Annotated in this window: 18 protein-coding genes; 9 read left to right on the forward strand and 9 right to left on the reverse strand. The window is 56.4% G+C overall.

Going from position 1 to position 18,597, the window contains the following annotated elements; genetic code table 11:
• The first annotated feature begins 55 nt into the window (after window positions 1–55).
• Window positions 56–3,139, forward strand: coding sequence for an isoleucine--tRNA ligase (gene ileS / locus O9H85_RS16435; RefSeq protein ID WP_269882501.1), 3,084 nt, complete (start codon window positions 56–58; stop codon window positions 3,137–3,139).
• Between the two features lie 424 nt (window positions 3,140–3,563).
• On the opposite strand, the gene O9H85_RS16440 is transcribed toward ileS, so the two are convergent.
• Entirely contained in the window at window positions 3,564–4,367 is an 804-nt protein-coding gene (locus O9H85_RS16440) for a helix-turn-helix domain-containing protein (protein ID WP_269882502.1), read from the reverse strand.
• A 156-nt stretch (window positions 4,368–4,523) separates the two neighbouring features.
• Between O9H85_RS16440 and O9H85_RS16445 the strand changes: the two genes are divergently transcribed.
• The 6 genes from O9H85_RS16445 (at window position 4,524) to O9H85_RS16470 (ending at window position 9,188) form a co-directional block, all read left to right on the forward strand.
• Window positions 4,524–4,973, forward strand: coding sequence for an SRPBCC domain-containing protein (locus O9H85_RS16445; RefSeq protein ID WP_269882503.1), 450 nt, complete (start codon window positions 4,524–4,526; stop codon window positions 4,971–4,973).
• Window positions 4,974–5,162: 189 nt separating this feature from the next.
• On the forward strand, window positions 5,163–5,603 hold the full coding sequence (locus O9H85_RS16450; RefSeq protein ID WP_269882504.1) for a hypothetical protein: 441 nt from the start codon (window positions 5,163–5,165) through the stop codon (window positions 5,601–5,603).
• 21 nt (window positions 5,604–5,624) lie between these two features.
• Window positions 5,625–6,461, forward strand: a complete 837-nt coding sequence (locus tag O9H85_RS16455) for an electron transfer flavoprotein subunit beta/FixA family protein (protein ID WP_269882505.1) — start codon at window positions 5,625–5,627, stop codon at window positions 6,459–6,461.
• Between the two features lie 14 nt (window positions 6,462–6,475).
• Entirely contained in the window at window positions 6,476–7,600 is a 1,125-nt protein-coding gene (locus tag O9H85_RS16460) for an electron transfer flavoprotein subunit alpha/FixB family protein (RefSeq protein ID WP_269882506.1), read from the forward strand.
• Window positions 7,597–8,907: an FAD-dependent oxidoreductase gene (locus tag O9H85_RS16465; protein ID WP_269882507.1), complete on the forward strand. Its 1,311-nt coding sequence runs from the start codon at window positions 7,597–7,599 to the stop codon at window positions 8,905–8,907. Before O9H85_RS16460 ends, O9H85_RS16465 begins: the two co-directional genes overlap by 4 nt.
• Window positions 8,904–9,188 carry a ferredoxin family protein gene (locus O9H85_RS16470; protein WP_269882508.1) on the forward strand — a complete coding sequence of 95 codons (285 nt, stop codon included), beginning with the start codon at window positions 8,904–8,906 and terminating at the stop codon, window positions 9,186–9,188. The genes O9H85_RS16465 and O9H85_RS16470 overlap by 4 nt, the downstream gene beginning before the upstream one ends.
• A gap of 152 nt (window positions 9,189–9,340) precedes the next feature.
• On the opposite strand, the gene O9H85_RS16475 is transcribed toward O9H85_RS16470, so the two are convergent.
• From O9H85_RS16475 to O9H85_RS16505, 7 genes are all read right to left on the reverse strand, one after another.
• On the reverse strand, window positions 9,341–10,222 hold the full coding sequence (locus tag O9H85_RS16475; protein WP_269882509.1) for a polysaccharide deacetylase family protein: 882 nt from the start codon (window positions 10,220–10,222) through the stop codon (window positions 9,341–9,343).
• A complete protein-coding gene (locus tag O9H85_RS16480) occupies window positions 10,215–10,883 on the reverse strand; it encodes a class I SAM-dependent methyltransferase (protein WP_269882510.1) in 669 nt (222 codons plus the stop codon). The genes O9H85_RS16475 and O9H85_RS16480 overlap by 8 nt, the downstream gene beginning before the upstream one ends.
• A gap of 95 nt (window positions 10,884–10,978) precedes the next feature.
• A complete protein-coding gene (locus O9H85_RS16485; RefSeq protein WP_269882511.1) occupies window positions 10,979–12,028 on the reverse strand; it encodes a GNAT family N-acetyltransferase in 1,050 nt (349 codons plus the stop codon).
• A 1-nt stretch (window position 12,029) separates the two neighbouring features.
• Window positions 12,030–12,302 (reverse strand): EamA family transporter, encoded by a 273-nt coding sequence (locus tag O9H85_RS16490; RefSeq protein ID WP_269882512.1) that lies wholly within the window; start codon window positions 12,300–12,302, stop codon window positions 12,030–12,032.
• A 73-nt stretch (window positions 12,303–12,375) separates the two neighbouring features.
• Window positions 12,376–12,759 carry a DUF2304 domain-containing protein gene (locus tag O9H85_RS16495; protein ID WP_269882513.1) on the reverse strand — a complete coding sequence of 128 codons (384 nt, stop codon included), beginning with the start codon at window positions 12,757–12,759 and terminating at the stop codon, window positions 12,376–12,378.
• 6 nt (window positions 12,760–12,765) lie between these two features.
• Entirely contained in the window at window positions 12,766–13,485 is a 720-nt protein-coding gene (locus O9H85_RS16500; protein ID WP_269882514.1) for a glycosyltransferase family 2 protein, read from the reverse strand.
• Window positions 13,430–14,755, reverse strand: a complete 1,326-nt coding sequence (locus O9H85_RS16505; RefSeq protein ID WP_269882515.1) for a glycosyltransferase family 39 protein — start codon at window positions 14,753–14,755, stop codon at window positions 13,430–13,432. Before O9H85_RS16505 ends, O9H85_RS16500 begins: the two co-directional genes overlap by 56 nt.
• A gap of 386 nt (window positions 14,756–15,141) precedes the next feature.
• Here O9H85_RS16505 and O9H85_RS16510 point away from each other — a divergent pair, with 386 nt between their 5' ends.
• Entirely contained in the window at window positions 15,142–16,491 is a 1,350-nt protein-coding gene (locus O9H85_RS16510; protein ID WP_269882516.1) for a GntP family permease, read from the forward strand.
• A gap of 189 nt (window positions 16,492–16,680) precedes the next feature.
• On the opposite strand, the gene O9H85_RS16515 is transcribed toward O9H85_RS16510, so the two are convergent.
• Window positions 16,681–17,523 carry a MurR/RpiR family transcriptional regulator gene (locus tag O9H85_RS16515; protein WP_269882517.1) on the reverse strand — a complete coding sequence of 281 codons (843 nt, stop codon included), beginning with the start codon at window positions 17,521–17,523 and terminating at the stop codon, window positions 16,681–16,683.
• Window positions 17,524–17,671: 148 nt separating this feature from the next.
• Between O9H85_RS16515 and gnd the strand changes: the two genes are divergently transcribed.
• Complete coding sequence (gnd, locus tag O9H85_RS16520) at window positions 17,672–18,568, forward strand: phosphogluconate dehydrogenase (NAD(+)-dependent, decarboxylating) (protein WP_269882518.1); 897 nt, start codon at window positions 17,672–17,674, stop codon at window positions 18,566–18,568.
• The last annotated feature ends 29 nt before the right edge of the window (window positions 18,569–18,597 follow it).

Below are 18,597 nucleotides of genomic sequence, written 5' to 3' on the forward strand. Positions count from 1 at the left end.
GGGATTTTTTTGTTTTTTCAAAAACTGGAGAACAGGCGAAGAAAGGATGAGAACGATGAGAAAAGTGGATGTGAAGGAAAAAGCGAGAACCCGCGAGCTGCGGGTGCTGGAGCAATGGAAACGGGACGATACGTTCCGGAGGTCCGTCGACAACCGGGAGGGAAGGCCCTCTTTCGTTTTCTACGAAGGGCCTCCGACGGCCAACGGCAAGCCGCATATCGGGCATATGCTCGGACGGGTGATCAAGGACTTCATCGGACGATACAAGACGATGTCCGGCTACCGGGTCATTCGCAAGGCGGGCTGGGACACCCATGGCCTTCCCGTCGAGCTCGGCGTGGAGAAGCAGCTCGGGATTTCGGGCAAGCAGGAGATCGAGAACTACGGCGTAGCCAAGTTCGTGGAGAAGTGCAAGAGCAGCGTATTCGAGTACGAGAAGCAGTGGCGCGAATTGACCGAGGCCATCGCTTACTGGACCGACATGGAGCATCCTTACGTTACGCTGACGAACGATTATATCGAGAGCGTATGGCATATTTTGTCCGTCATTCATGAGAAAGGGCTGCTGTACAAAGGGCACCGGGTCAGTCCCTACTGTCCGGACTGTCAAACCACGCTCAGCTCGCACGAAGTGGCGCAGGGCTACGAAGACGTCAAGGACCTGAGCGCGACGGTCAAATTCCGGAGCCGTTCGGGCCGCGAAATCTTCCTTGCCTGGACGACGACCCCTTGGACGCTGCCTGCGAACGTAGCCTTGGCCGTAGGCCCCGATCTGGAATATGTCAAGGCGGAGCAGAAGGGCGAGGTGTATGTGGTTGCCAAACAGCTCGCGGAGAAGGTGCTGAAGGAAGATTATGTCGTCCTGTCCACTCATAAGGGCTCGGAATTCGTAGGGACGGCCTACGAGCCGCCATTCGGCTATGTGAAGGCAAGCAAGGGGCATGTCATCGTAGACGCCGATTACGTCAGCGATACGAGCGGCACCGGGATCGTCCATATCGCTCCGGCCCATGGCGAGGACGATTACCGTACCGTCCGTCGGCATGAACTGGATTTCGTGAATGTCGTAGATGCGGCCGGACGCTATATGGACGTCGTCACGGAATATGCGGGGCGCTTCGTCAAGGATTGCGATGTGGATGTGGTCAAAAGCTTGGCCGAACGCAGCCTCCTGTACGCCAAAGAGCGCTACGAGCACAGCTACCCGTTCTGCTGGCGCTGCAGCTCTCCGCTGCTCTATTATGCTATGGAAAGCTGGTTCATTCAAACGACTGCGGTCAAAGACCGGCTGATCGAGAACAACCGGGAGATCGCCTGGTATCCGTCTCACCTGCAGGAAGGGCGGTTCGGCAAGTTCCTGGAGGATCTGGTCGATTGGAACATCAGCCGGAACCGCTACTGGGGGACCCCGCTCAATGTGTGGCTGTGCCGCGACTGCGGCAGCGAGCATGCGCCGGGAAGCTACAAGGACATGCAGGAACAGTCGGTGAACCCGATCGGCGACCACCTGGAGCTGCATAAGCCGTTTGTCGATGAAGTGAAGCTGCGCTGCTCCTGCGGCGGCATCATGGACCGGACGCCGGAAGTCATCGACGTGTGGTTCGACAGCGGATCGATGCCTTTCGCCCAATACCATTATCCGTTCGGAGACGGGAGCGTGTTCCAAGACCAGTACCCCGCCGACATGATCTGCGAGGGCATCGACCAAACCCGCGGCTGGTTCTTCAGTCTGTTGGCGGTTTCGACGCTGTACAACGGCCGGTCGCCTTATAAGGCCGTCATTTCGACCGGACACGTGCTGGATGAGAACGGACAGAAGATGTCCAAGAGCAAAGGCAACGTCATTGACCCTTGGGACATCATCGACGAATTCGGCACGGACGCCTTCCGCTGGGCGCTGCTGTCGGACAGTGCGCCTTGGAACAGCAAGCGGTTCTCCAAGTCGATCGTAGCCGATGCCAAGTCGAAGCTGGTGGATACGATCCATAACACCCACGCGTTCTATGTGCTGTATGCGGACATTGACGGGTATGATCCCGAGCAGCATCCGCCGCAGCTCTCCAAGAACGAGCTGGACCGGTGGATCGTCTCGCGGCTGAACAGTACGCTGCAGCAGGTGGAGAAAGGGCTGGAGGCAAACGACTTCCTGAACCCCGCCAAGCAGATCGAAATCTTCGTCGACGAGCTCAGCAACTGGTACATCCGCCGCTCGCGTGACCGGTTCTGGGGAGCGGGGCTGACGCCGGATAAAATTGCAGCCTATCAGACGCTGCGTGAGGTGCTCCTGACCCTGGCGCGTATGATCGCCCCGTATATGCCGCTGATCGCTGAGGACGTGTACGGCAACCTCGGAGGCCGGGACAGCGTTCATCTGGTCGATTATCCGAAGCCGGATGAAGCGGTCGTCGATCGGAAGCTGGAGAGCGATATGAATGCCGTCCGGCAAATCGTCGAGCTCACGCGCAATATCCGGAACGAGACGGCGCTCAAGACCCGGCAGCCGCTGTCCGAGCTGATCGTGTCGATGGCTCATGAGCTCGACTTGAGCCGTTTCGAGGAGATTGTCAAGGAAGAGATCAATGTCAAAGCGATCCGGTTCGAGTCTGGCGACAGCAGCTTCGTGGATTACCGGTTGAAGCTGAACCTGAAGGCTGCCGGCAAAAAATACGGCAAATTCGTCGGGCCGCTGCAGCAGCATCTGGCGGCTTTGTCCGCAGAGTCAGCGAAGAAGGTTGTCGAACAAGGCTTTCTGACGGTCAGCTTGGACGGGGAGGAGCTTCGGCTGATAATGGAAGAGCTGCTGGTGGAGAAGCGGGCCAAGGAAGGCTTCGCCTCCGCCTCCGGTTACGGCATCACGGTGACGCTGAGCACCGTCCTGACGAAGGAGCTGGAGCAGGAGGGTCTCGTACGGGAGGTCGTACGCGCCGTTCAGGATTACCGGAAGAAGCTGGAGCTGCCCATCGAGAAGCGCGTCGGTCTGGTTCTGGGCGTCGACTCCGGGCTAAGAGAAGCGCTTGAGGAGCATAACCGCGTGCTGCACGACCATGTGCTGCTGACCGGCGTACGGTTTGCCTTCGAAGAAGGCATGGAGACCGTCTCTATCGGAGACCGGGAGCTTCGTATGCGGATTGAAACCTGATCCGGGCCCGCCGAGGAGCAGAAAAACTCTGGCGGATGCCCGGCCGTTTCCCGGTCGACGCCGACGGCGCCCTTGTGGCGCTTCCGGCGTTTTTTAATGATTTATTTACGACGATGTGAAGGAGGACGGCAGTTTGTTCATGCCGCTGACCACGTCTTATTATAAGTAAGCTGCACAGAAAGCAGGCTCACGTTGTTGGCGTGGGCCTGTTTTTTGCTTTACGACCTAGAAAAGCAAGGTGGATGAGGGTACCTATCGGTTTGACGTGAAACCGTACGAATAGGACACAGGGCAGCCGGATGAGATGAACGGCTTGCCCCGCAGCCGCGACGGCGGCATCACGCTGGAAATATGGGGAGAAAGGATATGGAGGGGGGCGCCGTAAATTCGGTATCGGGTTTGCGGCGAACCTTGGCCGTCATCCCTATGCATTCCGGCGAGCATACTCCTCCGGGGTTTTCCCGGTCGCGGCCTTGAAGTCTTTGATAAAATGAGACTGGTCATGGTATCCGAGATCCATCGACAGCTTCAGCCAGTCCGGCTGCCGGCCGCGTTCCGCCGCTTCCGCGGCGTTATGGAGCCGGTACAGCTGAATGACCCATTTCGGACTGACGCCGACGTATTGATGGAAGAGGCGCTGTAGCTTTCTTACGCTGAGGCCGAAGCATTCCGCGATGTGATCCACCCGGGTGATGTCCGTTTCGTCCCTGATCCGGTCGATGATATCGTTGATCAGGGTGATGGTTTCATCCTTCCCCGGAAGCTTAGGGCGCAGGAAGCCCTCCGCCAGCTCAACCATCTGCCGTTCTTCTTTCCGGGACAGGATGTCGCGCTCCGCCTGGGCAGCATCCACATCGAACACGTCTCTAATAGGTATCGGATGCTCCGATAAGCCGGTGACCTGCCGCCGGAGAAACGGATAAAATCCGCCGGGCTTGAACTTGACGCCGAATACGCAGCCTTGGCCCTGGAGGAGATAAGAGAATTTAGCCTTGGCGGGGCCGAAGATGCCGGACTTGCCCGGTTCGATGACGAGATTCACGCACGGATTCGGAAAAACGTCCTGCAAGTACGGAGGTTGTCCCGTTAAATCCCAGGTGACGATCCAGTAATGCTTGACGAAAAACCGAAGATCCTCCGACGGAGCGTGGCGCGTCAATTGAAACTTCTGCGAGCCTTCGCTTAAATACAGGACGCCCATACTGGGCATGGGGACATGGGAATTCATGTTCGGTCGCTCCTGTCTATCATTTTGACGGGGGTTGTCGCATTTTTACAATACTACCAATTGGAGATCGGCTATCTTTAGTTTAACACATCTTAGCAGCCGCAGAAGTCCCGGAATTTCAAACACGAGGCTTGTCTCAAGAAAAGGAGAGATCTTATGGAACTGAAATACGAATTTTATATCGACGGCACCCCCGAACAGGTGTGGGATGCGCTCGTATCGGATGAAGGGACGCGCAAAATCTTTTTTAATTGCGTCTTCCAGTCCTCCCTTAAGGAAGGAGAACCGTTCGCCTATATTGGTCCGGGAGCCGAAGGCGACGAGACGGTGCATGTGTACGGGACGATCCTGACCTGTGTGCCGGGCAAGGAGATGAGCTGCATCGAGCATCCAGGCCCATCCTACCACGCGAATCATGAAGAGCTGACCTCAAGAATTATGTATACGCTGGATACGGTCGGCAGCTGTACGAAGCTGACCTTGATCAACGACCAGTATAGTGACAACCATCCTTCGTTCGAGAATGCCAGAAATTCCTGGTGGATGATCCTAAGCAACGTCAAGACGTATGTGGAAACAGGCAAAACGCTGGACTTCGGCTGGTAAGTGAAGCGCAAAAACAAAGAGCATCGACCCCTTCGGTCGCTGCTCTTTGTTTTTTGATAGGCCAGAGGCGGCTCCCAGTCGATATCGCGGAATTGCTTCTCCAACTGCGTAACGTTCCCGCTCGAAAAAATTACGTGCCTCCCGCATGGAAAGATTCTGACAAGTCCGCATAGGATAGAACATACGTGCATGACGAAGCGAAGCATTGCAAGCGCTTATCCGAATGGCATTCCATCTCCGCGTGAGCTTCATGGAGGGGGTAAAGCGATGGGATCGTTTCTTCATCTGGCCGACCTGTACCCGAGACCGCTCATTCCGATCGGGCGGGAGGACCGGATGGGCTTGGAGGACATGTACACCGGCAAGGACGGAAGACCCGGCAAGTTCACCGACTGGCTGATAGCGCTGATGTGGGTGGAGGACCCGCCGGACCGCGGATGGAAGGTGGTGGTGTTTCCGGTGTCGGTCCACAGCGTGTTCTGGGCGTCTCCGCCGCTGTTTCATACGCTCGCGCCGGGTACGTTCGAGAAGGCCTGGAAACTATCGGAGGCGATCAAGACCAGCTCCGAGCAGGACCGGCTGACCCGCACCTTCGTCCATCCTTACTGGGACTACTGGGAAGCCATCTAATTCATGTGAAGGAGGGAGAACATGCTTCATCTGATCGTCTGCATCAAACAGGTCCCCGACAGCCGGGAAATCCGCATCGATCCCGTAAACAATACCTTGATCCGGCAAGGGGTGCCGAGCATCGTGAATTTCTATGATTTGCACGGACTTGAGGAGGCGCTGCGCATCAAGGATGAGCATGGGGCGCGGGTGACGGTCGTTACCATGGGGCCTCCTCCGGCAGAGAAGGCGCTGAAGGAATGCATCTCGCTCGGGGCGGACGAGGCGGTGCTCGTGACCGACCGGAAATTTGCCGGAGCCGATACGCTGGCGACCTCCTACGTACTGGCCAAAACCATCGAGAAGGTGGAGGCGGAGTGGGGAAAAGCGGATCTGATCTTCTGCGGGAAGCAGACGCTCGACGGCGATACCGGACAGGTCGGACCGGGCATTGCCTGCCGGCTCGATGTAGATCAGCTCACGTATGTAGGGAAAGTCGCCGAGGTCGATCCGGGCAGACGGACCGTGACGGTCCACCGCGTGCTGGAGGACGGCACGGAAGTCGTCCGGTCCCCGATGCCGGTGCTCATTACGGCGCTGAAGGAGCTGAATACGGTTCGCCGGGCTTCGCTGCCGGGGATGATCAAGGCGGCGCGGTTTAAGCCGGTCGTATGGACGACGGCGGATTTTCCCGATCTGGACGGGGCGAAGATCGGGCTGAAGGGATCGCCGACCATCGTCAGCAAGACTTGGGTGCCCGAGGTCCGCAAAATCAACGGGGAGCAGGTCGGCGGGGACCGTCCGGAGCAGGCGGCCGCGCAGCTGGTCGAGAAGCTGTGGGGAATCGGTCTGCCGGATCGGTTAGGCTGGACGTCATAAAGGAGGAGAAGCCGGTGTCTGCAAGAAGAGATACGGTTGAGGCGCCCGATTGGTCCGCGTACCGGGGCGTGCTGGTGTTTGTGGAGCAGCGCGGAGGCGAGGCGAAGAAGGTTTCCTGGCAGCTGCTCGGGGAAGGCAAGCGGCTCGCGGAGAAGCTGGAGGTCGGGCTGATCGCGCTGGTCATCGGGCATCAAGTGGAGCATTTGGCCGAAGAGGCGGTGTATTACGGCGCGGACAAGGTATTCCTGTGCGATGCGCCGGAGCTTCGGGCTTACCGGACCCGGCCTTACAGCCGGGTTGCGATGAAGGTCATCGACGAGGCGAAGCCGGAGATTTGCTTGTTCGGAGCTACTGGGACGGGCCGCGACCTCGCGGGAGCGATCGCGACGCACCTGCCGACCGGGCTTACGGCCGATACGACTGAGCTCGATGTCGAGCCGCATCCGTCGCGGCTGCTGCTGGCGAGTCGGCCCGCATTCTCCGAGAAAATGATGGCGACGATCCTGTGCAAGCAGTACCGTCCGCAGATGGCGACCGCCCGCGCGGGCGTGTTCCAGGCGCTGGCCCGCGACACGAGCCGCGAAGGAGACATTATCCGTATAGCCAGCCCGATGACCGAGGAGGATATTGCGACGGAGGTGCTGGATTTCATCCAGGGTCAGGAGAAGGTGAACCTGGAGGAAGCGGACATCATTGTCGCGGGCGGGCGGGGGCTCGGCGGGCCGGAGCCCTTCGCCCTGCTGAAGGAGCTGGCGGATGCGCTCGGGGGCGTGGTGGGCGCTTCGCGGGCGGCGGTCGATGCCGGCTGGATCAAGCACGAGCATCAGGTCGGACAAACCGGCTGTACGGTGCGGCCGAAGCTGTATTTTGCAATCGGGATCTCGGGGGCGGTGCAGCACACGGTCGGGATGTCGGGCTCGGAGGTGATCGTGGCGATCAACAAGGATCCGGATGCGCCGATCTTTCAAACCGCGCATTACCGGATCGTCGGGGATTTGTTCAAGATCGTCCCGGCCATTACGGCCGAGGTCCGGAAGAAGCGGGCGGCGGACCGGGCCGGGGGAACGGCTGCGCCGAAGCCTCCAGCTGGCGCGATAGCGGAAGCGGCGCTGCTGCAGGAAAGGAGCGGGGGACATTGAGCGAGAAATTCGACGCGGTGGTCGTGGGCGCCGGTCCGGCCGGAGCCGCAGCGGCTCTCACGATGGCCCGGGCGGGCCTCTCGGTTGTTTTGCTGGAGCGGGGCGAGTTCCCGGGCGCCAAAAATATATTCGGCGGCGTGCTGTACCGCAGGATGCTGGAGGACCTCGTGCCGGAGTTTTGGACGGAGAAGGGCTTCCCTATGGAACGGCATATCGTGGAGCAGCGCATCTGGATGATGGGCAAGGAATCGGTGGTGACGTTCGGCCATCGGAACGAGGCGTATAAGGAGCCGTACAACTGTTTTACCGGACTGCGGGTGAAGTTCGATCAATGGTTTGCCGACAAGGCGGTGCAGGCCGGGGCGATCCCGGTGTACCAGACGGTGGCTACGGAATTCCTCAAGGAAGGGGACCGCGTCGTCGGCGTCAAGACGGACCGGTCGGACGGGAATTTGTATGCCGATGTGGTGGTCGTCGCGGACGGCGTCAATTCCTTGCTCGGCAAGTCGCTGGGCATCCACAAGGAATGGAAGCCGGATGAGGTCTCCCTGGCGGTGAAGGAAGTGATCGCCCTGCCGAGGGAGAAGATCGAGGATCGCTTCCAGTTGGAGGGCGACGAAGGCGTTACGATCGAGTTCATGGGGGAAACGACGCTCGGGATGGCGGGGATGGGCTTCCTGTACACGAACAAGGAGACGCTTTCGCTCGGGGTCGGCGTCATGGTCGACCAGCTCCGGGAGAAGCGGATCAAGCCGTATGCCTTGCTGGAGGCGGCCAAACAGCATCCGATGATCCGTAAGCTGATCCAGGGCGGGGAGGCGCTCGAATATTCGGGACATCTGATCCCGGAAGGCGGCTATCATTCCATTCCTCCGCTGTCCGGAGACGGATGGTGCATTGTGGGCGACGCGGCGCAGCTCGTGAACTTCGTCCACCGGGAGGGCACGAACCTCGCCATGACCTCGGGGCGGCTGGCCGGCGAGGCGATTGTCGAGGCGAAGGCCAAGGGCGACTATACGAGGGCTTCGCTGAAGCGGTATGACGAAAAGCTCCGGAGCTCTTTTATCGAGAAGGACTTGAAGAAGTACAAGGGGATGCACCATTTCCTGAAGGAGCAGGACCCCGAGCTCCTGTTCGACAAGCTGCCTCATGCGCTGAATGAAGCGGCATACCATATGTTCTTGGTGGACGGCGTGCCCAAGGCGGAGAAGCAGCGGCTCGCCGTGAAATTGATCAAGGAGGCTGCCGGCGGCACGATGAACCTGATGAAGCTAGGCTACAAGAGCTGGAGGGCGATGAACGGATGAGCGAGCTGATTTCCGACAAGCTGTTTACGATCCGCTTCAAATGCGACGACGTATCTCACTTGATCATTAAGGAGCACCAGAACTGCCTGAAGTGCGTGACGAAGGACTGCAATTATTTTTGCCCGGCCGATGTGTACGAATGGGAGAAGAAGCAGAAGATGACGACGGTGGCGTACGAGAACTGCATCGAATGCGGCACGTGCCGGATCGCCTGTCCCTACGATAACATTGAATGGGTGTATCCGAAGGGCGGATACGGGATCACGTATAAATTCGGCTGATTCCCGCTTGGGCGGCGGAGCAGCCGTGGCTCGATTATTCGGCGTTGGGCGCAGAGCTGGCCATGGATGACGAGGAGAAGCTCTTCTCTAAATAACTGTTAAAAAACGAAAAAAGCATCGACCCGTTGGGTCGGTGCTTTTCTGCGTAAGATTCAAGTCTCCAGGCCGTAATGCCGCTTCAGGTGGTCCGATATCGAGGTGAAGCGGAAGCTCCGGAGCACATTCTCCAGCTTGGCGTAAGTACCGCGCACATTGTAATAATGGATGAAGCTCTCCTTCATCGGCAGGTCGAGCTTGTGCTCCTTCTCGTCGATCTCTCTCGGATGCAGGTAGACGATGGAACTGTTCCCCTGCCGGTTCGCCGAGCGAATCGCCTGCTTGACGACGAACCTGGGGAAGAACCGGAAGTAGAAGCCCCCGGAATACCCTATGTTCCTCCCGCCCAGCTTCATGACGGACATCGGGACCTCGTACAGCCCGAGCGTTCTTCCGTTAACCCGGGGCTTATGGATTTCCGTGGGAGCCGTCGGAATGCCGTACAGGAACGTCTTCACGGGAAAAATGCTGGCGTCGTACTTCATGCCGAGCTCCTCCAGCGCTTCCAGGTAGTGGAGATTGCTCTCCACGATGGACCAGGACGGCGCCCGGTATCCGATAATTTTCGTCCCGGTAAGCTCCTCCAGGATATCGACCGATTTCTTCACATCCGCCTTGAAGACATCGATGGTCTGCTTATAGGCTAGCTCATGAGCATATCCGTGGGACGCCACGTCATGCCCCTCGCGGGCGATCGCCCGGACCACATCCGGGTAATGCTCCCCAATATAGCCGAGCACGAAAAAGGTCGCCTTGCTCCCGGTCTCGCTGCACAGCTCCAGCAGCTTATCCATATGGGAGCGAAAGCCGGAGCCCTTGCTGCGGTCCGGCACGACATCGTCGTAATTGGCATGAAACCATTCCTCGATATCAAAGGTCAGCATATTGGTGACGCCCGTCCCAGGGGCGGATGGATGGAGAGATGTCGGGCTAGTCAATTTTCTTGCTCCCTTTGATCGCGAACGAGGTGCAGAACAGGTCAGAGACCGTTCGCGCCTCGCCCTTGGTGACGAACTTGAACGGATGATACATCTTCAAATATTGCATATCCTCCAGGCCGTACTGATCGAACAGCTGCTTCAGCTCGTCCATACCGTACATTTTATCGAACTTCTTGCTTTGCTCGAACAGCTTGAGCAGCTTCCGCTGAATGGAGCCCCGGTGGAGCGTCTGTATGAGCAGCGTCCCCCCCGGCTTCGTCACTCTCGCGAGCTCCTTCAGCACCGCTGCATGCTGCTCGATCAGCTGGATGACGCCGATGCACAAGACTACATCGAATTTGCCGTCCTCGAACGGCAGCGCCGTCAAGTCCTCCGTCATCGTCTTCAGCCCGCGGGCCGCCGCGAATTCGAGGCTCTTCTGAGAGAAATCGACACCGTACACGGTATTGCGCTTCACAAGCGGCTCGCTGAAGGCGCCCACGCCGCAGCCGGCATCGAGAATTTCTTTGTGCTGCAGCTCCCCCAGCCAGCGGAGGGTATGGTCCCGCTGCATGAAGAAGCTGTCGTCATCGAAATAATCGGATGATTTGACGGATGCTCCGTGCGTTTCGGCCTTTTGGTCAAAATATTGCTTCCAGTTCATATTGGAACTGCTCATCCCTTGCATTCCTCCGCTGATGACAAAATGCTTGCCGTTATAATGCTTCCGAAGCAGCTTTCCTAATGGAAAGCTAAGCGTATGCTTCCAAAACCTTAAGGCATCAAATACTTAATCAGCCGCTCGCCCACCGGCATTGTGATGAAGCCCGGCGCAACCTTCCACAGCTCGATGAAGAGCCGCAGGCGATCCTTGTCCGGCGTGCCGGAGACCGATGAGCCGCCATCGTACGTCCTATACGAGAGCTGCACGGGCTCGGCGCCCCACTGCAGCTTGTACTTATACGTACCGGAGCCGGCCTGCGAGCGGCCGAGGTCCAGATACCGCATTCCGCTGCGAATGCCGAAACGGACCGCTTCCCAGTACATGAAATTGTTAAGATACTTGCCGTTGTATTCGATAAGATTGGCCCCGTACGGATAGTATACGGTCGAATTGCCGGGACTTTTCACAAGCAGCATCCCGCCTACTACGTTCCGGGTCGCCTTATCCAGGACGGTCAGCAGCGCAGCGTGGTCCGGCAAGCATTCGAAAAATTGCCGGAAATAACGAATGGAGGGAGCGGGCGAGCCGAGCTGCTTCATCCTTCGGACATAGACGTTATAGAACGCATCCAGATGGCCCGTATCGAAGGACGTCTCGAACCAATCGTTCTTGTATACCTTCCGGACATGGTTGCGGTTGCTGCCGCTAGAACGGGCCAATACCTGCTCCTCATCCTCCGATAAAGGCAGGACGAAGGTGTAGTGGGCCAGGTTCTCCGTCCAGCCGGGGAGGTCCGGGCTCCGTTCCTTGAACCGGAGCTCGATATAGCCCAGCCGCAGCCTCTCCTTCAGCTCCGCGAGCGATTCCAGGCCAAACCTGAAGGCTTCCTCGCTGTCGGACACGATATCGCAATAGTTGATGAAAGGCAGCGAGACCCCCGCCTGCTTCAGCCCGAGGTTTCGGCCGCCGACGAGAGGAAGCAGCGCGCGGATCCGGTCCTCCCGGTCCACCACGGCGTGGTATCTGCAGCGGTAACCGAATGAGCGGAGTAGAATTTGGCGGAAGGCCGTCGTATGGTACACCGTTCCTTCGGACCAGGCCAGCCGGTCCCAGGCTTCTTGCATCGAGTCGGTATAAGCTACGCACCTGAACATCGCCATGCTAACCTCTCAACCAAAAAATAACGCCGATCATAATAATGACCGTCCCCGACCATTTCATCACGCTGATCTGCTCCTGGAATACGAGGATCGAGACGAGAATCAGCAGCACATACTGCACGCTCGAAACGAACGTCACATAGCTCAGATCGAATGCGGACAGGCAGTACACCCAGACCAAGGCGGCCATGGCGTAGACGGCAAAGCCCGCAATAATGACGGGAGAGGTAAGGTATCCGAGCGCGATCGTCCAGAGAGGGCCCTCGAAGTTCACCGACCGGCTCCCGATTTTCAACAGGGTGCTGGCCAGGACGGTTAACGTAACGCTTCCGAACAACATCAAAAACTTAATGGGAATCGCCCCTTGTCAATTTCTTTTCCAGCTCCTCCAGCCTTAGCTTCGTAAGGCCCAGCTCCTGGGTGAGCGCTTTGTTGTGCATCTTCATCCCGGAGAGGCTGACGCTCATATTCAGCAGCAGCAAATAAGCGCAGGAGACCAGGATGGCGAAGAAAGCGGAGGGCGCGTAATCTACGCCGATCAGATTCGAGAACCAGTCCATCAAGCCTTTGAACAGGGACATCACCAGCGTAAAGATCCCGATCAGAAACCAGACGAGCGAATATTTTTCTTTGATCAGTCTTGCCCTGACCAGCAGAAACACGGAGATCAGGAGGAACAGACTGAAGGCAGTGCCGATCAGATGAATGCTGTCCAGATTTGCACCCGGCATGTCCGTTCACCACCTTGTCCTGGTATAAGAGAATAAGATTGATAAGATAACCTTCATCATATAATACGGGCTCTTAATGGGGGTGATGGAGGACGAGCCGTGCTCGCGCTGCCTCATTTCAACGCCTACCTCGCATATGTGAAGTCCGTGCTTTTTGAGCAAAATGATCGCGTCCGGCTCCGGATAATCGTCCGGATAGTGCTTGGACAGCAGCTGGATGCTCTTCCGGTTATAGATGCGGAAGCCCGAGGTGCTGTCGGTCACCTTCGTTTGGATCAGCAGCCGGAACAGTACATAAAATACCTTGATGCCGAGTCTTCGAGTCCAGCTGGTCCGAAACGACTTGATATCGAGAAAGCGCGAGCCGATGACCATATCGGCCCCGGTACGGGACATCGTCAGAAACAGCTTGTCCACTTCCTTCGGCATATGCTGGCCGTCCCCGTCGATTTGGACCATAAAATCATAATCGTGCGCATGAGCGTACATGAAACCGGTCTGTACGGCCCCGCCGATGCCGAGATTATAGGGGAGGTCGACCACCTTGACCCCTTCCGACTTCCTGGCGGTCGCCGAGGTGGCGTCCTGGGAGCAGTCGTTAATCACGAGAATATCCGAATCGGGGATGCTCTCCCGGACATCGTAGATGACCTTGGAGATATTGTGCTGCTCATTGAATGCAGGAATAACGATCAGTATTTTTCTTTGCAGGTTTCCTTGTTCCATATAGCAACATCCCCGAATATTTATTGGCGATTGATAAGGCCCAGTAAATGACGCGATTGGCCCCGTAAGCGACGACAATGACGATGAACGGCATGCCTGGAGCTTTGTAACGGTACATGAAGTCAATGAAGAAGACAATACAGAAGAGATAAACGGCCAGAATGATCAGCCAAAGCACCGAGGCTTTCCTGAACCGCTTGCCTGCGATCGCCGCGACCGTTCCCGTTACGAACAACAAGGTCGGAAGCAACTGATGGACGATTCGGAGCACGCCGCGTTTGGTATGCAGGTCCGTCTGCCACACCCATCTTCCGAGGAAGGCAATCGTACGCTTGCCGTAGATGACAAGTACGTTGTCCCAGTTGTTGACGATGAAGCTGGCGATAAGGCTGTTCCCTATGTTTATCGTATAGTTCGGTTTGAATTTATGGTCGTATGGCGAAGGCTTATCGTAAATCCAGCCGTTGGCGTATATATTGTACAGCACTTTCTTGGCGTTGAACTGCATGGATGCGAGAAGGGGGTCCAGCTTGCCGAGCGAGTACACAAAAGCCAGGGCTGCAATCATGGACGCGATGGAGCCGCCGATGATCCATCCGTATTTTCGGAGAAACCCGGTGATGACGGCACGGTCCAGATTGATCACGATATAGATGAGAATAAAGAGAAAAGAGACGAGCCCCGTTGGACGGAAGATCAGCATATAGGCGCCGCTTGCGACGAACAGAATTTTGTAAACGCTTTTATTGAATTTTAGAGCCATTAGGAGAAAGTAGACATTCAACAGCAAAAGGGTGATGAAGAACGTTTCGGTCAGGATATACGTCGACCAAAGCGTCATGTCCCAAAGATCATAGTAGAAATAAGCCGCCAGGATGGCCGTGCTGCGGTTGAACAGCATTCTCGCAATCTTAAATACAAGTATGATGCTCAGGCTGGCGACGACAGCTTGGATGAAGATGACGGAAACAGGGTCCTTGACTGCGGCAAGCAGCAAGGCAAGCAGGACGTTATACCCTAAATACATAATATCGTTCATATGGAGGCCGATGTTGAAATGGTTCATTAAAGCGTAGGCATAATCAATGTACCATTGGGAGTCTTCGGATTGGGGCAAGCTATTCCCCGGCCTCAGCAAATAGAAGAAATAGCTCAATCGGGCGTCAAGCGACAGCAGGATAAACGGAATATAGTAAATAAAGTCGCGGTCCTTGTACTTTTGCAACAGCCGGTACGCTGAATCCTTGTATTTAAGTAAGAGAAGATCCACTTGTATAAACAGCTCCAAGCTACAGCGTGTGATGTACGAAACTCAATTAATTATTGCATACGTATTGGAACGACCGCAAGAAAAATTTAGATAAATATTTTGTAATTTATGAGACTATCGGCCTAATTTAAAGGGGTAACCCAGCAAGCGCGGGGAGGGCGCGCCGGAAGGCGAGGCTCTCTTTTTTTGCCCATTCTGTGAATAGATCGGACGTATCGGCGCAATATAAGAAATGTTTTCAAAGAGTGGAAAAAAGTGTAACCGCAGAAGCAACATGGAAACAATATGAATTAATATTTTTTCAAAATAATAATTGATTTGAGAAATTTTTTTTCATATAATTGAAAAGCCGCTTCGCGGCAGGAGAAAAGATAGGAGGGCTCACCTTGTTATTACTTATCGTATTGGCTGCGATTGTCGTACTTCTGTTGCTTATCACTGTGGCCAAATTAAATCCTTTTGTCTCTCTGATCATTACGGCGATCGGCGTCGGCTATGCGGCTGGCATGCCTCTGGTCGGACCGGATTCGGCGCATCCCGGCATCATCGATTCGATCAAGGCCGGTATGGGTAACACGCTCGGGTTCTTGGCGATCGTCCTCGTGCTGGGCACGATGCTGGGCAAAATGATGGCGGAATCCGGCGGCGCCGAGCGGATCGCCAGGACGCTCATCGACCGGTTCGGGGAACGAAACGTTCACTGGGCCATGATGTTCGTCGCTTTTATCGTAGGGATCCCGGTCTTCTTCCAAGTAGGCTTCGTCCTGCTCGTACCGCTCATCTTTACGATTGCGCGCAAGACCGGCGCATCCTTGGTACAGATCGGTCTGCCTCTCGTTGCGGGCCTCTCGGTCGTGCATGGGCTTGTTCCTCCGCATCCGGCGGCTATGGCGGCGGTCGGCATTTTCAAGGCGGATGTCGGTCTCACGATTCTGTATTCGATTATCGTAGGTCTTCCGACGGCCATCATAGCCGGACCGATCTACGGGAAGTGGATCGGCAAGCGCATCTTCAAGGAAATCCCGAAGGAAATCGGCGAGCAGCTGGCGGAGAGCAAGGAAGGGAAGGAGCTGCCGGGCTTCGGCAACACGGTATTTACCGTGCTGGTCCCGGTCATCCTGATGCTGACGGCGACCATAGCCGATCTCTTCTTGGTCAAGAACAGCCCGCTGTTCAATTTCTTTAAATTTCTGGGAGACCCGGTTGTGGCGCTTCTCGTTGCAACTGTATACTCCTTCTTCAGTCTCGGCTTCGCCCGGGGGCTGAGCAGGGAAACGATCCTGAAATTTACGAATGATTGCCTGGCTCCGACAGCAACCATTCTGCTCGTCATCGGAGCGGGCGGCGCTTTCAATAAAGTGCTGCTGGACTCGGGGATCGGCAAATATATCGCCGATTGGGCGCAGTCCTCGCACGTATCTCCCATTCTGCTGGGGTGGGGCATTGCGGCAATGATTCGCGTAGCCACCGGTTCGGCTACCGTCTCGATGATGACCGCTGCGGGCATCGTCGCCCCGATCGCGGCCGTCATTCCGGGGACGAGCGCAGAGCTTCTGGTGCTCGCTACGGGCGCAGGATCGCTGATTCTATCCCATGTGAACGATTCCGGCTTCTGGATGATCAAGGAATATTTCGGCATGAGCGTGAAGGAAACGCTGCTCACGTGGACGGCCGTAGAGACGATCATCTCCGTAGTGGCGCTCGCGCTGATCATGGTGCTGGCCGTGTTCGTGTAAGCGCGCAAAAAAGGTGGACTCTACGATAGGACGTAGGGTTCACCTTTCATTCGATGATTAGAATTATAAGTTGTCGTAACTTATAGCTTCACATTAACCTTGATAAACGCGCTGGTCCTTGTATGACAAGGACGGTGTAGCCGTTTATCCTGGATGGATCACCGTGCTGCTGCGGGGCGCTTCAGCGCCCTAAATGCGGGTCTCGGAGATCGCCTCCCGCACCTTCTCGAGCGATACCTTCGCGTTCGCTTTGTTGCGGATCATGATATTGACGTAGAGCGCGTCGATCAGGCTCAGCTGGCCGATCCGCGAAGCGAGCGCCTCCGACCGGTATTCCGTTTCCTCGGAGCTGGTGAAGAGCGCGACGTCGACATTTTGCCCGATTGGGGATTTCGGGTAGCTCGTGATGCCGATCGTCTTCGCGCCGCTCTTCTTCGCCGCATGGAGGATGCGCAGCGTGTCCTTGTTCGTGCCGGAGTGCGAGATGACGAGCGCTACATCCCGCTGCGTCAGCTGCGAGGCCGACATGAGCTGGAAGTGTGAATCGTAGTTCGCCACCGCCAGAATGCCCGAACGGATGAATTTATGGTAGGCGTCCATCGCGATGACGGACGAGCCGCCGATGCCGTACAGCTCAAGCCGGTTCGCTTGCAGAATCCACTCAACGGCCTTTTCGATGGCGCTTCGGTCCAGAATCTGCAGCGTGTTTTCCAGTGTGCGGATGTTGGATTTGAAAATTTTTTCCGCAACGACCTTCTCGTTGTCGTCCTCGGAAATCTCCTCATGGATTTGTTGGATCGGGGTCATGATCTCGGAAGCGAGTGCGATCTTGAGCGCCTGGTAGCCGCGGAACCCTAAGCGCTTACAAAAACGGAATACGGTAGCGTCCGCCACATTCAGATCGTCGGCGACTTCATTGATGGTGCTGTGAATAATTTTGTCAGGATGATCCAATATATATTTAGCGATCCGTTTCTCTTTTTCGCTCAGCTTGCTGTAGTAGGATCGGATCTTGCCCAGGCAGTTGTCCATGGCGGCTCCCCCTCTTATTTCTTTTTGTGACAAAATTATAGCATATGGATTTGCTGGAAAAAAATTTTTCTTTTATTTATTTGAATGAGAAAATAATTTTCGTATAATAGAGCTAATGAAGATGCCAAATCACAAAGGAGTTTTGGACATGAAACTGGGACTAATCGGATTAGGTAAAATGGGATTTAATCTCGCGCTCAACGTGATGGAGCACGGGCATGAGGTCGTGGCTACGGACGTGAACCCGGAGGCGGTGGACCGCCTGTCCCGGGAGGGAGCGGCCGGCGTATCCACGATCGCGGCGCTAACGGAGCAGCTTCCCGTCCCGCGGGTCGTTTGGATTATGGTGCCTGCGGGCGACATTACGGAAGGAGTCGTTCAGGAGCTGAAGGGCCTCCTGAGCCCGGGGGATATTCTGATCGACGGCGGAAATTCCAATTATAAGGAGTCGATTCGCCGGTCGGAAGAGCTGAAGGAGAAGGGCATACACTTCCTCGACGTCGGTACGAGCGGCGGCATGGAGGGCGCGCGGCATGGCGCCTGCACGATGATCGGCGGCAACGCAGAGGCCTTCGCCCATGTGGAGCCGCTCTTCAAGGATATTTGCGTGGAGAACGGTTATTTGTATGCGGGCGAGAGCGGCAGCGGCCACTTCCTGAAGATGGTGCATAACGGGGTTGAGTACGGCATGATGCAGTCGATTGCCGAAGGGTTCGAGATCCTCGAGAAGAGCGCCTTCCACTTTGACTACGAGAAAGTCGCGCGCGTATGGAACAACGGGTCCGTGGTTCGTTCGTGGCTCATGGAGCTGACGGAGAACGCCTTCTCGAAGGATGCGAGGCTGGAAGGCCTGAGGGGCGTCATGCAGTCGTCCGGCGAAGGCAAATGGACCGTCGAGACCGCGCTCGACCTGCAGACCGCTACGCCGGTTATCGCCTTGTCGCTGATGATGCGGTACCGCTCCCTGGAGGAGAATACGTTCTCCGGCAAAGTGGTGGCGGCGCTGCGGAACGAATTCGGCGGGCATCAGGTTGTGAAAGAATAGACGGCGGCCCGGCCAAAGGAGGGAACAAG

Source organism: Paenibacillus gyeongsangnamensis, from assembly GCF_027533625.1.
GTDB classification, from domain to species: Bacteria; Bacillota; Bacilli; order Paenibacillales; family NBRC-103111; genus Paenibacillus_G; species Paenibacillus_G gyeongsangnamensis.

Excerpts from the sequence above, each read along its gene's own strand:
- ileS (WP_269882501.1), top strand. The coding sequence starts at position 56 with ATGAGAAAAGTGGATGTGAAGGAAAAAGCGAGAACCCGCGAGCTGCGG.
- O9H85_RS16440 (WP_269882502.1), bottom strand. The coding sequence starts at position 4,367 with ATGAATTCCCATGTCCCCATGCCCAGTATGGGCGTCCTGTATTTAAGC.
- O9H85_RS16445 (WP_269882503.1), top strand. The coding sequence starts at position 4,524 with ATGGAACTGAAATACGAATTTTATATCGACGGCACCCCCGAACAGGTG.
- O9H85_RS16450 (WP_269882504.1), top strand. The coding sequence starts at position 5,163 with ATGACGAAGCGAAGCATTGCAAGCGCTTATCCGAATGGCATTCCATCT.
- O9H85_RS16455 (WP_269882505.1), top strand. The coding sequence starts at position 5,625 with ATGCTTCATCTGATCGTCTGCATCAAACAGGTCCCCGACAGCCGGGAA.
- O9H85_RS16470 (WP_269882508.1), top strand. The coding sequence starts at position 8,904 with ATGAGCGAGCTGATTTCCGACAAGCTGTTTACGATCCGCTTCAAATGC.
- O9H85_RS16480 (WP_269882510.1), bottom strand. The coding sequence starts at position 10,883 with ATGAGCAGTTCCAATATGAACTGGAAGCAATATTTTGACCAAAAGGCC.
- O9H85_RS16485 (WP_269882511.1), bottom strand. The coding sequence starts at position 12,028 with ATGGCGATGTTCAGGTGCGTAGCTTATACCGACTCGATGCAAGAAGCC.
- O9H85_RS16495 (WP_269882513.1), bottom strand. The coding sequence starts at position 12,759 with ATGCCGGGTGCAAATCTGGACAGCATTCATCTGATCGGCACTGCCTTC.
- O9H85_RS16500 (WP_269882514.1), bottom strand. The coding sequence starts at position 13,485 with ATGGAACAAGGAAACCTGCAAAGAAAAATACTGATCGTTATTCCTGCA.
- O9H85_RS16515 (WP_269882517.1), bottom strand. The coding sequence starts at position 17,523 with ATGGACAACTGCCTGGGCAAGATCCGATCCTACTACAGCAAGCTGAGC.
- gnd (WP_269882518.1), top strand. The coding sequence starts at position 17,672 with ATGAAACTGGGACTAATCGGATTAGGTAAAATGGGATTTAATCTCGCG.